Below are 17,841 nucleotides of genomic sequence, written 5' to 3'. Positions count from 1 at the left end.
ATTTATTTGCAAACAGCTACCTTACCATTCGCCATTTCTTGATTACCATCGCCGTCACGGTCTTGACCGTGACGCACCCGTCCCATTTTATTCATAATCAGAACACGTACAGAGGATTTGTCACACAATACAAACGAGCCGTTATGACTTAGTGTGTACCCGACTGAAGAATATTGGATATAAGGCTTATTTTGAAAAGAGCGCCATGTAAGCTGGTGTGTTGACGGCAAGGCGCTTTTATTGCTGATTATCGGCTCATTATTCTCTCTAATTTTATTATTATTCCGGTCTTCGAACGCAATTATCTGATACGACCAATTCTTTTCACACCTGACTCCATCATTACTGGGACATATCGTCGTTACAACTTTCTTAGACACCGCCGTTTGCCTCGCTGCAGCCAACAAATGAACTAAATCTGAAACAATCGCTTCAGAGCGGTGTTTGGATACCAGCGAAATTGCCGATACAGACAGTGAAGCAGAGATAAAAATAATACAGAGAACAACAAGCAGTTCCAGAAGGGTAAACCCACGACTCGGGTAAGACATAACAAGTCCTTTTGTTTAATTTGTGCGCCCGCATGAATTCGTCTTATCGATCATACGGATCAAGCAAGATAACCCGTCCCATCCTGAGCACGAGTATATTGGGCATAACTATAACCAGTGAATCAGTAACGCCCCTGATTTAGCAAATAACAGCAAAATATTAACACGCTAGCCTTCAACATGTATAGCTGGGATACGAAGTTCTTTAGGCATTGAAAATACGACATTTTCTTCTCTCCCACTCAATTCAACCGGCGCCTGCCCACCGTATTCTGCCAGTTTTGCGACGACATCCTGAACGAGCACTTCCGGAGCAGAGGCCCCCGCTGTTATACCGACAACTTCACAGCGATCAAACCAGGACGGCTGGATTTGGTCTGCGCCATCGATTAAATAGGAAGGTGTGCCCATTCGTTCGCCCAGTTCTCGTAAACGATTAGAGTTAGAGCTATTCGGAGAGCCCACAACCAGCATAACATCACAATCCGCCGCGAGCGTTTTAACGGCATCCTGACGGTTCTGAGTGGCATAGCAAATATCATCCTTCCTTGGACCCTGAATCCTGGGAAACCGCCTCCGCAATGCTTCGATGACCACAGCAGTATCATCCATAGATAATGTAGTCTGGGTGACATAAAACAATACATCAGGGTTTTGAACAGTCAGTTTTTCAACGTCCGCTTCATTTTCAACGAGATAAATACACCCGCCCTGAGCGCCATCAAACTGGCCCATGGTTCCTTCCACTTCCGGATGCCCGGCATGGCCGATTAAAATACACTCCGCACCATCTCGACTGTACTTTGCGACTTCCATGTGAACTTTGGTCACTAATGGGCAGGTCGCATCAAAAACTTTCAATCCACGGTCAGTCGCTTCTTGACGAACGGCTTGTGAAACCCCATGGGCACTGAAAATAACCAGGCAATCATCAGGTACTTCGTGCAGCTCATCAACAAAAATAGCGCCGCGCTCGCGTAAGTTTTCCACAACAAAACGATTGTGGACGACTTCATGGCGCACGTAAATGGGGGCTCCAAACACATCCAGCGCACGATTCACAATCTCGATCGCACGATCAACTCCCGCACAAAAACCACGAGGATTAGCCAGTTTTACTTGCATGAGCACTACCTTGTTCGAGCGTTATTTTCATAAAAGGGTTGAGGTTTTATGGCACAGAGCAGCAGTGTGCCTTTCAAGGTTCGTTGCACCGATTAATCCACAGGGTCAATTTGCACGATCTCTGCTTCAAACAGCAATGCTCGCCCAGCTAAAGGGTGGTTGAAGTCAATGGTTACATTTTGATCATCGTACTCCACAACCATACCCGGTAACTCGTTTTGACCCGCATCTGCAAACGAAATGAGCAGACCGGGTTCCAATAACACATCATCACCGAATTGGGTCCGGGGAATTTGCTGCACATTATTCGGGTTGTGCTGGCCAAAACCATCTTCTGGCCGGACGTTGAACTCCGACCGTTGTCCAGAGGACATCCCTAAGATCAGTTTTTCAAAGGCTTCCGGCAAGTTACCATCACCCATCTCAAACACTGCAGGCTTCTTATCGAATGTTGTATCAACAATGTCACCATTCTCCAGCTTCAAGGAGAAATTCAGAGTCACCTTGACCCCCGCTTTCACAACATTATCTGTCATTTTATTACTCATATATTTTCATCTGGCAATGAGACCGGGTTTATCAAGCCTCAACTGCCTGTTTTTTTTTTTCCGCTCTAAAAATGTCGACGGCCAGCATAACCGCGCCAACGGAAATGGCCGAGTCTGCAAGATTAAACGCGGGAAAGTGGTAATCACGCCAGTAAAAATGAAGAAAGTCTACGACATATCCCAGCGTGATTCGGTCATACAGATTCCCCAGGGCTCCGCCCAGAACCAATGCGATCGCAATAGAAAGCCAGACATCACTTCCTTTTAAGGTATACAACCAACGCAACAGCACCCCGCTGACGATGATTGCCAGTCCGGTAAACAACCAGCGTTGCCAGCCGGACTCACTCGCCAGAAAACTAAAAGCGGCCCCGGTATTATGCAAAAGGGTCAGGTTGAAAAAAGGCAATATTTCAACGGATCGAGCATAATCCAGCGAGGTGGATGCATAAAATTTCGTAACAAGATCGAGCACAAACACGACCGCCGCTAAGATCAACCACTTCCACATATATCAACTCTCTCCGTATTCAAGGCCAAGCAGACGATTAATTAAACGTCTCCACATTTATTCCAGCTAACAGCGAGAATTATGCAAATTGTCGCTGCTCTCCCGCACCGTCCACATTTTCAACACAACGCCCGCAAAGCTCCGGGTGCGTCTCATGTGTGCCGACTTCGGGGCGATGATGCCAGCAACGAACACACTTGCCGTGCTCCGTCGCCCGAACACGAATTTTCAAACCCTCAACCTCGTCCGATACCGAAGCCTCTTCGCAGCCCTGATCGGACAAGCCATTTACGGTTGCCGCTGAAGTAATCAATACAAAACGCAGCTCTTCACCCAATGTTTCCAAAGCTTCACGTAGATCACCATCACAATACAGGTCGACTTCAGTTCCCAAGGAACCTTTGACTTGACCTGCCCGACGGGCATCTTCAATTTGTTTGTTTACCGCAGTTTTCACCTTGAGAATCGTATCCCAGTACTGCCGGCCCAGCAACGCATCATCATCCAGAGGCATCAGCCCCTCGTACCAGGTTTCCAGCAACACATTTTCACTGCGCTCCCCTGGCATCGCCTGCCAGATCTCATCGGCCGTAAAGCTGAGTATCGGAGCCACCCAGCGTACCAACGCTTCAACCACATGGTACAGCGCCGTTTGACAGGAACGACGAGCCTGACTATCAGTTTGCGTCGTGTACTGCCGGTCTTTGATAATATCAAGATAGAAACCGCCCAGTTCAATCGTGCAAAAGTGGCTGACTTTTTGGTAAATCGTCAGGAAACTATAAGCATCGTACGCATCTTTAATCTCTTGTTGCAGCAAATAAGCCCGATCAACCAACCAACGGTCCAGAGAAAGCATATCCCCCGGGGCTAACGCATCGCTTGATGGGTCAAAACCATTCAGGTTCGACAGCAAGAAACGGGCGGTATTACGGATGCGGCGATAAGTATCCGCCGTGCGCTTCAAAATTTCGTCAGATACGGTCATTTCACCGCTATAGTCTGTAGCTGCAACCCACAAGCGCAGAATATCCGCTCCGAGCTTGTTCATGACATCCTGAGGCGAAACTACATTGCCCAAAGACTTAGACATTTTTCGGCCATCACCATCGACCGTAAACCCATGAGTCAACACCTGTTTGTAAGGTGCCTCTCCCTTGATTGCAATCCCCGTTTTCAATGACGACTGGAACCAGCCACGATGCTGATCAGAGCCTTCCAGGTAGAGATCTGCCGGGTACTGGCCCAAATCTTCTCTCGGCTCCAACACAGCCGCGTGCGTTACGCCGGAATCAAACCAAACATCCAGGGTATCCGTTACTTTGCTGTATTGATCCGCCTCTTCTCCGAGCAGCTCTTTCGGATCCAGATCAAACCAGGCATCCATCCCGTCTTTTTCAACACGCAAAGCAACCTGTTCAAAAAGTTCCGAAGTGCTGGGATGCAACTCCTGCGTCTGGTTATGCACGAACAATGTAATCGGCACTCCCCAGGTACGTTGACGGGAGATACACCAATCCGGACTCTGCTCCAGCATGGCTTCGATACGATTCTGCCCCCAGGACGGCACCCATTTAACGCCTTTGATTGCTTCCAATGCGGCATCTTTCAGGCCATTCTTGGTCATGCTAACAAACCACTGAGGCGTCGCTCGGAAAATCAGCGGAGTTTTGGTTCGCCAACAATGTGGGTAACTGTGTTTGAACGTTTTCTTGTAGACAAGCTTCTGTCGCTCATCCAGTACATTGATGACCTTCTCGTCAACCTTATACACATGCTCACCGGCAAACAGCTCGGTATGAACTTTGAATACGCCGTTATTGTCCACCAAATCCAGTGTTCCCAGGCCGTAGCGCTGGCCAACATTGAAGTCGTCAACCCCGTGGTCAGGTGCAGTATGGACAGCACCAGTACCCGCATCGGTTGTAACATGGTCGCCAAGAATTACGGGCACCTGTCGATCATCATAAAATGGGTGTTGCAGCAGCAGCCCTTCAAGGTCTTGCCCCAGGCAACGACCGACAACCTGGAACTGCTCTACTCCGTAACGCTCCATATTGGCATCGACCAAAGCGGTTGCCATCAGGATGCGTTCCATGCCCAATCCGGTATCACACTCAACCAACGCATACTCCAAGTCAGCATTCAGTGACACAGCCTGGTTGGAGGGAAGTGTCCAGGGTGTGGTGGTCCAGATTACGATTGAGGTATTGCCAGACCCGGTTACCGGCTCTACTGAAAATGCGCGACTAAAGGCATCCTGGTCTACGGGCGCAAACCGGACATCGATGGCCGTAGATTCCTTTTCATGGTACTCAACTTCGGCTTCTGCAAGCGCGGAACCGCCAACGACACTCCAATAAACCGGTTTAAAGCCTTTATGCAGGTGACCATTTTCCGCGATTTTACCAAGAGCCCGAATGATATCCGCTTCGATCTTGAAATCCATGGTGAGATAGGGTTTGTCCCAAGCCCCCAGAACACCAAGACGAATAAAGTCTTGCTTCTGACCTTCGACCTGCTTCATGGCGTATTCGCGGCAGGCTTTACGAAACGCGCTGTACTCGACTTTGACACCCGCTTTACCGATTTTCTTCTCGACATTATGTTCGATCGGCAAACCATGACAATCCCAACCTGGCACATAAGGGGCATCAAAACCACTCAGTGTCTTGGATTTGACGATAATGTCTTTAAGGATTTTATTAACTGCATGTCCAATGTGAATGTTACCGTTGGCGTAAGGCGGTCCATCATGAAGAATGAACTTTTCAGCGCCTGCCCTGCACTCCCGAATTTTCTCGTACAAGCCCTTTTTAGTCCACTGCGCCAGCATTTCAGGCTCTCGCTGAGCCAGGTTGGCTTTCATCGGGAAAGACGTGCTAGGTAGGTTGAGAGTATGCTTATAATCACTCATCTTTCATTCACTATATTATTTGGTTCAAAATTAACTGGAATCCCGTCCTTGCCTCGATTACGGTTCCTCAGCCGGGAATGTATTTTCTGTCATCATGGATCGGGATATAAAGAACTGGCGAGCCTGCTCAATATCCAATCCTATTTGCTGCTGTAAATCTTCTATTCGCTCAAATTTTTGTTCATCTCGCAGGTGCTGTAAAAAAGTGACTTCAACATGCGCACCATATAAATCACCGCTAAAATCCAGCAAGTGTACTTCGAGCGCCGGGCGCACGCCATCAACAGTCGGGCGATAGCCTATATTCGCCACACCTGGAAAAGTATCACACCGCCCCGCGTCACTAACAAAGGATTTGACTTTTGCATTACGCCTGGAGTTTACCCTGAGTTGTACGGCAAACACACCACAAAGCGCAGGACGCCCACTTCCGAGATAAATATTGGCAGTGGGTGCATTCAGCTTGCGGCCCAATTTTCGCCCATGGGCTACAGTACCACTAATGCTGTAGGGGCGACCAAGTAATTCAGCCGCAAGTGTTAAATTGTTCTCGTTAAGTGACTGCCGTACACGGGTACTGCTAACCCGCAGGTTCTGGACTTCAATTGTATCAGTACGCTCGACACTGTAGTTGTGTGCCAACCCGTTCTGTTCGAGCAACTCAAAGCTGCCGGTGCGATCACAGCCGAACCGGAAATCATCACCAATCACCAGATGCTCAATATGCAACGCATCCACCAAAATTGAACGAATGAACTGATCAGCGGAAAGACTTCGAAAGCGCTGGTTAAATTGCAAACAAACCACGACATCGATATGCTCCGCAGCGAGCGCCACCAACTTGTCTCGAAAACTTTGTAATCTGGATGGCGCTTTATCTCCTTGAAAAAACTCTCGGGGTTGAGGCTCAAAAATCATGGCAACAGAAGGGACATTGCGTAACGATGCTTCCCGTTTTACCTGATCGAGTATAACTTTATGTCCCAAATGAACGCCATCAAAGTTGCCAATGGTTGCAACACAACGACCTTCAAACGAAGACAGGTTCTGTAACCCTCTTATCAGCCTCATTCACCCTCTCGCCGAACGAAAAACGCACATTATATAACACTCACTCAACGCTTTAAATGTCGAACTCTCAGACCCGCCAGGAATAAAAAGCCGAAATAAGCAATTAGTCCTCCCAAAACCAGCACAGACATCCAGATTACACGTTGCCAAACAGAAAACTGCATCATTTCTGTAGCAGACGGCATCGCCCAGAAGATAAACAACATCATAACGCCCAAGGCAAAGACAATTCGCACTAATATCATGAACAATCCAGGTGTTCGGAGCTGCACATCTCCTCGTCGCAAGCCAATCCAGAGTAATGCAGCATTGAGCCAGGCAGAGATAGATGTCGCCAGAGCCAGCCCTACGTGGGCAAAATGCCAGATCAGCAATAGATTAAAGATCATGTTGGCCGCCATCGCGACGATTCCGATTTTCACCGGTGTTTTGGTATCCTGGCGAGCAAAATATCCCGGAGCCAATATTTTAATAAGCATAAATGCCTGCAGACCCAGAGCATAAGCCATCAGACTCTGCGATGACATAACCACATCGCGAGGCGTCATCTCACCGTAAAAAAAGAGTGTGATCAATAATGGCTCCGCAAGTACGATCAAAGCCGCTGCAGCAGGTAATCCGATCAAAAAAACCAGCCTCAACGCCCAATTCATCGTTGCCGAGAATCGATCCTTCGACTGTGCGGTATGGCTACGGGACAAACTGGGCAAGATTACCGTGCCAATGGCAATACCAATGACGCCCAAGGGCAACTCGGATAAACGGTCTGAATAATAGAGCCAGGAGACACTTCCCGTCTGGAGAAAGGATGCCAGAATCGTGTCCAGTAACAAATTAACCTGACTCACAGAAACGCCAAACAAGGCCGGTGTCATCAGTTTCAGAATACGCATAACACCTTCATGGCGATAATCGATACGAGGCCGGGGCAACAAATTCAAACGCATCAAAAACGGCAGCTGAACAAACAACTGCATCATCCCGGCGATCAATACGCCCCATGCCAAAGCAAGTATCGGCTCCGACATCACCGGCGTCATGAATAAAGCCACAGATATCAAACTCAAATTAAGCAAAACAGGCGTGAAAGCAGGCACCGCAAACCGGCCATAGGCATTCAGTATTGCCCCGGAAAACGCCGTTAGTGAAATTAATAATAAATAAGGAAAAGTGATACGCAGCATATCACTGGCCTGATTAAATTTTTCAGGTTCATCAATAAAACCAGGGGCAAACAACATCGTTAAATAGGGCGCACCGGCCATTGCGGCAACTGTCAATATCAACAGCACGACCCCGAGCGTACCGGACACCGCATTAACCAGTTTCTGCACCTCTTCGTGGGTCTGCTGTTGGCGATACTCCGACAACACGGGTACGAAGGCTTGCGAAAAAGCGCCTTCAGCAAAAAGCCGACGTAAAAAGTTTGGTATTTTAAACGCTACAAAGAAGGCATCCGCACTGCTACCAGCACCAAAAATAGCGGCAATAACGATATCCCGAACTAACCCTAAGATTCGGGACAGCATCGTCATAAAGGCAACGACACCGCTGGACTTCAATAAGGACATCGCGCCCTCCAACTGGCTCGAAGAAAAAAACAGATAGAATTAAGAAGTAAGCCTGGGGAAGGCAGCAAAACAGCACGCAATATACCATTAATGTGGCAAGACCGCATTTTCAAATTACCCGAGATTGCACAAAGTTCAGACAAACACCTTGACAAACTCAACCGAAAACGGCATAGTCTCGCGTCATTTTCGATAGAGCACAGAATTCGTAACATTTGAGGAGCACATCGGTGGCTAATTCCGCACAATCCAAAAAACGCGCTCGCCAACAAGACAAGCGCCGCAACCACAACGCCAGCCAGCGTTCCATGGTTCGTACCTACATCAAGAAAGTGATTACCAAAATCGAAAGCCGAAACTACGAGGAAGCAACTGAAGCCTTCAAAACGGCTCAGCCTCTGATCGACGGCATGGTAAACAAAGGCATTTTCTCGAAAAATAAAGCTGCTCGCACCAAGAGCCGTTTGAATGATCGTATTAAAGCGCTGAAAGCTTAAATTCAACACCCTCTGAAGCTACTAGCCCAGAAACTAAGGCCTCAGAAAATACGGTGTAGAAAATACGACACATAAAAAAAGCCGAACTTTGTCGGCTTTTTTTATGTGTCGTATTTTCTGGTCAACGATAAACCCGGCATGACTTTAACACCACGCCAAATTACGCTTGCTACACTAGCACCATATTATCCCTGTGCACCAACTCCGGCTCATTCACAAAGCCAAGACATCGCTCTATCTCATCCGTGGTTACACCCAGTATTTTAAGCACATCATCAGAATTATAGTTTACCAAGCCCCGGGCCACCTCTTCACCTTGCTGACTGACGCAAGATACAATTTCACCCCGAAGAAACTGGCCTGTTACGGATTTAACCCCGACCGAAAGCAAACTTCGACCACTTCGACGCAGCACATCAACCGCTCCAGCATCCAAAACCAACTGCCCCTTGATTTGCAAGTGCCCGGCCAACCACTGCTTGCGTGCAGCCTGTCGCCCCTGGTCTGGCAACAACATTGTACCCAAGATCTGCCCATCGAACAGCCGGGACAAAACATCATCGATTCGCCCACCAACAATAACGGTAACCGCGCCTGACCGGGCTGCCAATCTTGCTGCCCGAAGCTTTGTCAACATACCACCACGACCCAAAGCCCCGGAGCGGCCCCCAACCATTGCATCAAGCCGCCCATCCGAGGCAGCCGCAACAGGAACCAAACGCGCATCGGGATTTGACCTTGGATCTTGATCAAAAAGCCCATCCTGGTCAGTTAAAATAATCAATGCATCTGCTTCAACCAAATTAGCAACCAACGCACCCAGGGTATCATTATCGCCAAACCGAATTTCATCGGTCACAACGGTATCGTTCTCGTTCACGATCGGAATAACCTGCATCTCGACCAATGCTCGCAATGTGCTGCGCGCATTCAAGTAACGCTTCCGGTCTGATAAATCATCGTGGGTCAACAAAATTTGCGCCGTATGCAAACCGTGCTTTTTGAACTCAGCCTCGTAAGCCTGTATGAGCCCCATCTGCCCTACTGCTGCAGCGGCTTGCAACTCGTGCAAATGGTGGGGCCTTTCACGCCACCCCAATCGATTCATACCCTCGGCAACAGAACCAGAGGAAACCAAAATAACTTCGCACCCAGACCGGTGCAAGGCAGAAAGCTGCTTCACCCAACTCGACATTGCGACCAGAGCAAGCCCTTTGCCATCATTGGTCAATAATGCACTACCGATTTTAACGACAACCCTCTGAACCCCGGACAGTTCCGCTCGAATCAATTCACTCTCCACAATCGACTCACCTGCCATTGCTAACCAACCACCGCAGGCATTTCATGCCCTGGCACAAGACTAAGGCGCATAAAAAACCTCCACCTCGCCATCATCCTCATCTTCATCGTCCTCATCCCACTCATCACCTTTTTCAGCAAGACGACGAGCCCTGCGGGCCTCTTTTTCTTCTTCAATACGATGGCGCGCGTCCTCATCAAGCTGCCGCCGACGATCTTGCTCCCTAGCCGCCAATTCATCATCCTCAGCCTCGGCTTGAGCCTTTTCCTCCAACCAACGCATGATATCCTGGCACAGACGCTGAGTCCCCTCTCCAGAGAGGGCTGAAACCTGATACAGCGGCCCCTGCCAGCCTAAAGCCTCCACCAACTGCTCAACGCGCTCCGCGCGCTCTTCTTCAGGCCACAGGTCTAACTTATTTAACACCAACCAACGTTCCCGCTCTGCCAGTACATCACTAAACTTTTCCAGTTCGTTGGCAATTTTGCGCACAGCCTCTACAGGATCACTTCCATCCGCGGGTGCAACATCGACAACATGCAACATCAACCGGGTTCGCACCAAATGCTTTAGAAAGCGAATGCCTAGCCCCGCCCCTTCCGAGGCACCTTCAATCAAGCCCGGTATATCTGCTACAACAAAACTACGGTGAGACTGAACCCGCACCACCCCCAGGTTTGGAACCAGCGTAGTAAAAGGATAATCCGCCACTTTTGGCCGGGCTGCAGATACGGAACGAATAAATGTAGATTTACCGGCATTAGGCATACCGAGTAGACCCACATCCGCCAAAACCTTCATCTCAAGGCGCAAGTTTCTAAACTCGCCATCTTTACCCGGCGTAGTTTGCCTCGGCGCACGATTAACACTGGACTTGAATCGGGTATTGCCGAGACCATGAAAACCGCCACGGGCAACCAGCAACTCCTGATCTACCGCAGTCAAATCCCCCAGAATCTCATCTGTATCCAAATCAACAACCGTCGTTCCGACAGGCACAAGCAGTACGGTATCTTCGCCTTTTTTACCGGTACAGTTTCGACCACTACCCTGTTGCCCGGATTGAGCTCGAAATTTGCGTTTGTAGCGATAATCGATAAGTGTGTTCAGCCCGTCGTCCGCCTTGATAATAACCGAACCCCCATCACCCCCGTCACCACCATCAGGGCCTCCCTTGGGCACATACTTCTCACGCCGGAAACTCAAGCACCCATTACCGCCGCGCCCAGCTTCGACATAAATCGTGGCCTCATCGACAAACTTCATATATCACCTATTTCGATACCGCAAACATTGATCAGCTGGCCTTAACTTTAACATGAAAAAGTCTGACCAGAAAAAACCGCTAGCCCTAAACGAAAAAACCCCGCTTAAAGCGGGGTTTTCAATCCGTAAGCGTGATTACTCAGAAACAACACTAACATACTTACGGTTTTTCGGGCCTTTAACCTCGAACTTCAACACGCCATTGGCGGTTGCGAACAAGGTGTGATCTTTACCACAGCCTACGTTTACACCAGCGTGAAAGCGAGTACCACGCTGACGAACAATAATATTGCCCGCTTGAACCTGTTGACCACCAAAGAGTTTAACACCAAGGCGTTTCGACTCCGAGTCACGACCGTTACGGGTACTACCACCTGCCTTTTTGTGAGCCATTAGTTTACTCCTGCTTCTTTAGACCGAGATCAACCTGCGTTGATACCAGTGATCTTGACTTCAGTGTACCATTGACGATGCCCCATTTGCTTCATGTGGTGCTTACGTCGCTTGAACTTAACAATTTTAACTTTCTTGTGACGACCGTGATCCAGGATCTCAGCAGTGACTTTGGCACCCGCAACAACAGGCTCACCAATTTTCACTTCTTCCCCATTTACCACCATCAACACGCGATCAAAATCAATCGTTTTTCCGGTTTCAGCTTCAATTTTCTCAAGCTTGAGAACTTCGCCTTCTTCCACACGGTGTTGTTTGCCACCGCTTACAATTACTGCGTACATTCATCGATCTCCGACTTTCGTACCCATCCTAGCTCTCACTTTGCACAATCTGAAGCCATGCATCATCGATCACGACCAATGACAGCCTTGCAGCATGACAAAACCTGCGTCTAGTGGAAGCGATTCCGCGACCATATAACAGGGAGCCCTAGGTGGATGAGTTTAAGGGCGCTGTATTCTACAAATCTGTCAAAATTTATGCAAATTTTTTTATTGGGCCCTGTCTGATCAGGTTCTGTCTTTGCCGTGCTGCAAAGCCTTCTACTTGACACCTCTGATGTGAGTCAATAGCATCCCAACTCCGAGTGTAGACACTGAATAACCCCTGTACATTTTTCGAGGCCTTCAGCGCTACCTACTTTGATTACGCAGGTTCTGCGTTCCCGATATAAAAGTTGACTGATAAGCCAATGCAAGCAGCACAAATCTACGAACTGGTTAATGAAGATTTTGAGGGTGTAAACAGCCTCATAAACGCGCAACTTTCGTCCAATGTCCCCATGGTGGAAAAGATAGGGCAGTATATCGTGACTAGCGGCGGCAAACGAATGCGTCCTCTGATCGTGATTCTCATTGCCAACGCTTTGGGTTACGACACTCAAAAAAACGCACTGAAACTGGCAGCAATCATCGAATTTCTTCATACCGCCACTTTATTGCATGATGATGTGGTTGATGCCTCAGATCTGCGACGCGGCAAGTCTACCGCCAATGCCAAATGGGGTAACGCACCCTCCGTATTGGTCGGCGATTTTCTCTACTCCAGAGCATTCCAGATGATGGTGGAGCTCGAAAGCATGGAAGTGATGAAAATACTTGCCCATGCGACCAACGTCATCGCTGAAGGCGAAGTTTTACAGCTGATGAACGTGAAAAACCCAAATGTTTCCGAAGCGCATTACATGGAAGTTATCCGCTGCAAAACAGCAATGCTGTTCCAGGCTGCATCTCATTCTGCCGCAGCACTATGCCACATCGAAAACCAAACACAATCACTTAGAGACTACGGCTTGCACCTCGGGCTCGCGTTTCAGTTAATCGATGACGTACTGGATTACCGGGGCGACGCAAGTGTGATGGGTAAGAATGTGGGTGATGATCTGGCCGAAGGTAAACCGACACTCCCTCTCATCTATACAATGGCAAAAGGCACGCACGCGCAACAGGAGCTTATTCGAGGCGTTATTCGTAAAGGTGGCCTGGAAGATATCGAGGATGTACTCGCTGCCGTCACAGAATCGGGGGCGCTTGATTATACCGCCACACTGGCAAGGCAACATTCAAGCAAAGCTAAAGACTGTTTGAACTCACTACCCGACACGCCCTATAAAACCGCGCTTGAATCGCTCTGCAGCATCGCAGTAGAACGCAGCTATTAAAACGTTAGGAGCTATCGTAACCATTTACGATAGCTCCATGGCTATGGCCATATCTTCTGGGGCCTGTTACAGTGCCTATCAACACACACCCTGACTATTCATAACCGGCGCTTGTCCGGTATTCAACAGAACTACCAAGCGAGTCATCACTAATGCAGCAATTGTCAGAATTAGATGCATCTTTCCTGTACCTGGAAAATGACCACTCCCCAATGCATATTGGGGGCTTGTACGTATTTGACGCCACAGGACGCGAAATACCGTTCAGTTACGAAGAGTTTGAGCGATTCATTGAAGACCGCCTGCATATGGCGAGCTTCTTCCGCAAGAGACTGGTTGAAGTGCCATTAAAGCTGGATCACCCTTACTGGGTGGATGATCCTGAATTTGACCTCGGCAAACATATGGTGCACACCACTCTGGACGCGCCGGATTCTCGGGATAAACTCAATCAACTGGCCTGCGATATTCTAAAAAAACCACTAAAACGAGATCGCCCGCTTTGGGAAGTAACGTATCTGGATGGTCTGGAAACCATACCCGACCTGCCTGCCAAAAGTTTCGCACTGGTTGTGAAAATTCACCATGCAGCGATTGACGCATTTAGTGGTGAAGACATTATGGGTACCCTTTTGGACTTTTCACCAACACCCAAACCGGTAACGCCATCCAGTCAGTGGCAACCCAACCCCCTGCCATCTACCATGCGCCTACTGAGCAGCGCCTACAGTAGTGCGCTACAGACGCCATTCAGACTCGCAAACATGGCTAAGGAAACAGCTGCCTCAACATTTTATTCAGTATTATTGCAACGACTCAATAATCTTAATCTCCCGCCATCATTATTCAGCGCACCTTCCACCCCGATAAACACGGCGATAAGTGATGAGCGCAGCATCGGCTTTTTCGATATTCCACTGGAACGGATAAAAGCCTTAAAATTTTCGATTGGCCATGATGTAACCATTAATGATGTCGTGTGCGGCATTTGCGCCGAAGCACTGCGAAGCTATTTAAGCCGTCGGGACGCGCTTCCGGATTCGGCACTGCTCGCCATGACCCCAATATCGATTCGCTCGACCAATTTACAAAGCCCAACCGGCAGCAACGTTGCGGCCATGATGCTGTCACTGGCCACAGATGAAAGCAACCCGGCTTGGCGTGTGATCCGCATCCATGATAACGCGGTCATCTCCAAAACATACAGCCAGGCGATATCCGCGCAACGCTTGACTCATGTCATACCATCAACCATGACAGGTTTGGCGGCACGAATTTACACGGAATTCTTGCTCGCTCAAAAACACAAGCCCATATTCAATGTTCCACTAACGAATATTCCGGGACCACAGTCACCACTGTATCTCAACGGGTGTAAACTTGTCGATCAAATAGGCACTTCTCCACTATTTGATGGCCTGGGACTGAGTGTTGTCGCGATCAGCTACAATGGAAAAATCACGTTCAGCCTGACAACTTGTCCGACACTCATTCCCGATGTAAATGAACTTCTCTTGGACTTCCAGGCCGCACTACTGGCAATCGAAGAGGCGTCGGACGGCTTGGAACAACTAACCGTTCCTAGCTATGAACCTTACAATCCACCCAGTTCATCTTTAGTGGACATGGGCTCTGCATTGATATTAGACGTGCTCTCTTTATTCCAAAATCTGTTTAGTTTTTCAAAATCCGATAACTCGAATCCGCTATCCGATGCCTCGGTACCTGATAAGCCAAAGCCAAATAAATCGAAATAGCTCGATAGGCCCCAAAAGGACCGAATCACTCGGTCCTTATTCCAGCGGCACCTGCTCGCCCGGCTTCACTTAAAGTCTTGAGCCTGGATATAGTTCACCCGATAGGTTTGCCACAGAATTTGGTCAGACCAAAAGTCAGATGGCAGTCCCGCCTTCTGCATTAATGAGCCAATAAAATCGCTCGAATCCTCCACCTGCTCCCAAACGGATGGCAGGTAGGTTGCGCCATGGGGGCCATAACGCAATATCAGACCAGGCTTGTCGGATTCCAGCTTTTGCTTCAGCATCGCTAAAGACTCTACAACTAGATCCTCAGGCGGTGAAAGCACTGAGACCGACACCAGAATATCCTGTAGCTCATTTTCCGTCACCGGAGGAAATCTGGGATCCTGGCATGCGGCAGCATAGGCATGATCCGCAACATCTTGAATCAGTGGCTTTCGTGCTTCAAGCGTGCCAATACACCCCCTGAGATTTTTACCTTTGTTCAAAGTAACAAAGCTCGCGCCCATAAGTTGCAATGCTTTTGAAAACTCACCGATGTTCACGCTCAAACGACGACGCTCGTGCACACAAACCCAAAGGCTTTGTTGTGCTAATTCGTAGATGGTTCGCCGATCTGTATCAATCAGTTTATCCAATTCCATAAGCACCATACCCCACAACTCGAGACTTATCTCCTGCGGTGTCCCCCGAGTTTGCCAAACCAAGCAACTCAGTATGAAAACCACACCGCTTTGCCCATGCCGATACCCCGTTTACCGCACGTGCACCACAGGCCTCTTCACCCGAAAGCGAATAATCTTGATGAATAATTTTGTCGGATGTAGATTGATCGATCTGACATGCTTTATGGTAGGACAAGAAATGACTCAAATCCGAACTGACAACGAGAAGGGTCTGTGAATTGTACAGAAGCTCCAAAGCCTGACTGACCACCTGAACCGCTGCGCCCCCAACAACAACCGGTACGATTGAAAACCCAGATAGCACATACTGCAGAAAGGGAATTTGAACCTCGATGCTATGCTCAAACTCATGGGCCAGGTCATTCCGCTCCGCCAGTCCGTGACGAACCAGCAGATCAACACCTTCCGCATCGACAGGTACTCGCCCCAAAGGCGTTTCAAACTCACCCGATTCCGGCACCGCCATACCTGCCACAGGCACCCTGTGACAAGGGCCCAATATTGCAACTCGCGTTACATTTTCCGTATTTAGTGCACGATATGCAGCCGCGGCAACCGCGCCGGAATAGATATATCCCGCATGGGGGGCAATAATTATTCGATAGCGACCAGCTTCCGCTGTCGAAGGGGGGCGTAACAACTGCTCAAGCAGCCCCCGCAGTTCTCCGGCGTCTTCCGGATAAAATTGACCCGATACGGCTGCGGCCCGAACTTTCACGGGAACCTCCTTCCTTCACAGTGAGCACATACGTATGCTCACCTGAAAGACGTTTTAAGTTCAACCTGAAGACAACCCGCTCTTAAACGATTGCAACAGGGACAGGTGCCTTCAATGATAGCACAGCCACCTTGATCAAGCTTAAGCCAGATTAGAATACGGGATAACGGCTATCAATTATTGAAACGCCCACTTCAAAAATGCCTTTTTCTCTTCTTTGGAGGCGCCCTGCCACAATACTTTCATCGCATCCAAAGTGGGCAAGCTTTCTGAAACCGGCAATTTTACTTGTGTACTCTGAGGTTGCTGCACAGCTTGTTCACTAGTCTTGCCTTGTGCTGACGCAACATCTATTTGCGCATCTCCAGCCTGATGAGCCAATGTTACCGCCTCAGTACCAACGACATCCGACGACACAGTCGGTACCACATACTTGCCTGAAGTCGCTATTAAACGCTCATTGCTGTCAACCACTGACGCCTTGAACTTGGTTGCAGATATTCGGGCACTTGAACGCGACGGGGGGGTTTCATGTTGTAACACATAATGTTGGCCAGGCTTTGCACTGAATTGAAGTTGTACGTATTCGGATTCAATCAGTTCAACATTCGCCTTGCCATCAGATGACTCGACACTGGGCACGGACCAAATACCAGAATACTGAAAAACGACGGAATGAGGCCCGGGTTTCAAATAATAATCAATAGACAAATTCTCCAGCAGGTATGACGTCATTTTTTGTCCATCAATTGAAATTACATTGATATCTTCGGGTACTTTCAACACCACAACCTGATCGTCCGGAATCGTTGGGCCGTCATAGACTCGAACCGGGTAATTCGAACTGCAGCCGCTCACGATTAACAGTATCAGACAAAACATCGCTGCAGAAAACTTGTGCACATGCGGCATAAATCTAAACCCTCATTTCAATTTTCAATCGTTTTAGTAGACAAATATGACACTTGGATGTCGACCATTAAATTTTCGAGTCCAAGCAATAACAATTAATACTGCCCGACAAGCCCAAACGTCTGATGCGAAAGCAAAGGGTAACGTTTTACCGTGCTGGACGCGATTATTCAAGCTCCGTTTTTGGACAACTTGAGGAAAATAGATTTTAGTTGATTTATTAATCAAGAATTGTCAATATTGAATTTATAAACAAATGTAAAATGGGTCGTTGTGATATCCGTCTCAG

The 17,841-nt window shown here is 48.5% G+C and carries 17 protein-coding genes; 3 read left to right on the top strand and 14 right to left on the bottom strand.

Going from position 1 to position 17,841, the window contains the following annotated elements:
* Window positions 1-2: 2 nt before the first annotated feature.
* The 7 genes from OLMES_RS04050 to murJ all read right to left on the bottom strand — a co-directional run bounded on the left by OLMES_RS04050 (window position 3) and on the right by murJ (window position 8,294).
* On the bottom strand, window positions 3-551 hold the full coding sequence (locus tag OLMES_RS04050; protein WP_087460078.1) for a GspH/FimT family pseudopilin: 549 nt from the start codon (window positions 549-551) through the stop codon (window positions 3-5).
* 168 nt (window positions 552-719) lie between these two features.
* Window positions 720-1,676, bottom strand: coding sequence for a 4-hydroxy-3-methylbut-2-enyl diphosphate reductase (gene ispH / locus OLMES_RS04045; protein WP_087460077.1), 957 nt, complete (start codon window positions 1,674-1,676; stop codon window positions 720-722).
* A 92-nt stretch (window positions 1,677-1,768) separates the two neighbouring features.
* The gene (locus tag OLMES_RS04040) at window positions 1,769-2,212 is read right to left on the bottom strand and encodes an FKBP-type peptidyl-prolyl cis-trans isomerase (RefSeq protein WP_087464319.1); all 444 of its coding nucleotides are present in this window, start codon (window positions 2,210-2,212) and stop codon (window positions 1,769-1,771) included.
* A 43-nt stretch (window positions 2,213-2,255) separates the two neighbouring features.
* Complete coding sequence (gene lspA, locus OLMES_RS04035) at window positions 2,256-2,735, bottom strand: signal peptidase II (protein WP_087460076.1); 480 nt, start codon at window positions 2,733-2,735, stop codon at window positions 2,256-2,258.
* A gap of 79 nt (window positions 2,736-2,814) precedes the next feature.
* Window positions 2,815-5,652, bottom strand: a complete 2,838-nt coding sequence (gene ileS / locus OLMES_RS04030) for an isoleucine--tRNA ligase (protein WP_087460075.1) — start codon at window positions 5,650-5,652, stop codon at window positions 2,815-2,817.
* A 57-nt stretch (window positions 5,653-5,709) separates the two neighbouring features.
* Complete coding sequence (gene ribF / locus OLMES_RS04025) at window positions 5,710-6,723, bottom strand: bifunctional riboflavin kinase/FAD synthetase (protein ID WP_087460074.1); 1,014 nt, start codon at window positions 6,721-6,723, stop codon at window positions 5,710-5,712.
* A gap of 44 nt (window positions 6,724-6,767) precedes the next feature.
* Complete coding sequence (gene murJ / locus OLMES_RS04020; RefSeq protein WP_087460073.1) at window positions 6,768-8,294, bottom strand: murein biosynthesis integral membrane protein MurJ; 1,527 nt, start codon at window positions 8,292-8,294, stop codon at window positions 6,768-6,770.
* Between the two features lie 230 nt (window positions 8,295-8,524).
* Between murJ and rpsT the strand changes: the two genes are divergently transcribed.
* On the top strand, window positions 8,525-8,791 hold the full coding sequence (rpsT, locus tag OLMES_RS04015) for a 30S ribosomal protein S20 (protein WP_087460072.1): 267 nt from the start codon (window positions 8,525-8,527) through the stop codon (window positions 8,789-8,791).
* A gap of 169 nt (window positions 8,792-8,960) precedes the next feature.
* Here the strand turns inward: rpsT and proB are convergent, their stop codons facing one another.
* From proB to rplU, 4 genes are all read right to left on the bottom strand, one after another.
* Window positions 8,961-10,112 (bottom strand): glutamate 5-kinase, encoded by a 1,152-nt coding sequence (gene proB, locus OLMES_RS04010; protein WP_087460071.1) that lies wholly within the window; start codon window positions 10,110-10,112, stop codon window positions 8,961-8,963.
* Window positions 10,113-10,154: 42 nt separating this feature from the next.
* Window positions 10,155-11,360, bottom strand: a complete 1,206-nt coding sequence (gene cgtA, locus OLMES_RS04005; protein WP_087460070.1) for an Obg family GTPase CgtA — start codon at window positions 11,358-11,360, stop codon at window positions 10,155-10,157.
* A 135-nt stretch (window positions 11,361-11,495) separates the two neighbouring features.
* Window positions 11,496-11,753, bottom strand: coding sequence for a 50S ribosomal protein L27 (rpmA, locus tag OLMES_RS04000; RefSeq protein ID WP_087460069.1), 258 nt, complete (start codon window positions 11,751-11,753; stop codon window positions 11,496-11,498).
* Window positions 11,754-11,782: 29 nt separating this feature from the next.
* On the bottom strand, window positions 11,783-12,097 hold the full coding sequence (gene rplU / locus OLMES_RS03995; RefSeq protein ID WP_087460068.1) for a 50S ribosomal protein L21: 315 nt from the start codon (window positions 12,095-12,097) through the stop codon (window positions 11,783-11,785).
* A 410-nt stretch (window positions 12,098-12,507) separates the two neighbouring features.
* Between rplU and OLMES_RS03990 the strand changes: the two genes are divergently transcribed.
* Window positions 12,508-13,476 (top strand): polyprenyl synthetase family protein, encoded by a 969-nt coding sequence (locus OLMES_RS03990; protein ID WP_087460067.1) that lies wholly within the window; start codon window positions 12,508-12,510, stop codon window positions 13,474-13,476.
* 152 nt (window positions 13,477-13,628) lie between these two features.
* Window positions 13,629-15,233, top strand: a complete 1,605-nt coding sequence (locus OLMES_RS03985; RefSeq protein ID WP_087460066.1) for a WS/DGAT/MGAT family O-acyltransferase — start codon at window positions 13,629-13,631, stop codon at window positions 15,231-15,233.
* A 65-nt stretch (window positions 15,234-15,298) separates the two neighbouring features.
* On the opposite strand, the gene amrA is transcribed toward OLMES_RS03985, so the two are convergent.
* The 3 genes from amrA to OLMES_RS03970 all read right to left on the bottom strand — a co-directional run bounded on the left by amrA (window position 15,299) and on the right by OLMES_RS03970 (window position 17,552).
* Window positions 15,299-15,880 (bottom strand): AmmeMemoRadiSam system protein A, encoded by a 582-nt coding sequence (gene amrA / locus OLMES_RS03980; RefSeq protein WP_157678129.1) that lies wholly within the window; start codon window positions 15,878-15,880, stop codon window positions 15,299-15,301.
* Complete coding sequence (gene amrB / locus OLMES_RS03975) at window positions 15,867-16,640, bottom strand: AmmeMemoRadiSam system protein B (protein WP_087460064.1); 774 nt, start codon at window positions 16,638-16,640, stop codon at window positions 15,867-15,869. The genes amrA and amrB overlap by 14 nt, the downstream gene beginning before the upstream one ends.
* Window positions 16,641-16,817: 177 nt before the next feature.
* Window positions 16,818-17,552, bottom strand: a complete 735-nt coding sequence (locus OLMES_RS03970) for a YccT family protein (protein WP_087460063.1) — start codon at window positions 17,550-17,552, stop codon at window positions 16,818-16,820.
* Window positions 17,553-17,841 lie beyond the last annotated feature (289 nt).

The organism is Oleiphilus messinensis, assembly GCF_002162375.1.
In the GTDB taxonomy this organism is placed as follows: Bacteria; Pseudomonadota; Gammaproteobacteria; order Pseudomonadales; family Oleiphilaceae; genus Oleiphilus; species Oleiphilus messinensis.
This window is presented reverse-complemented; position numbering and strand designations above follow the sequence as displayed.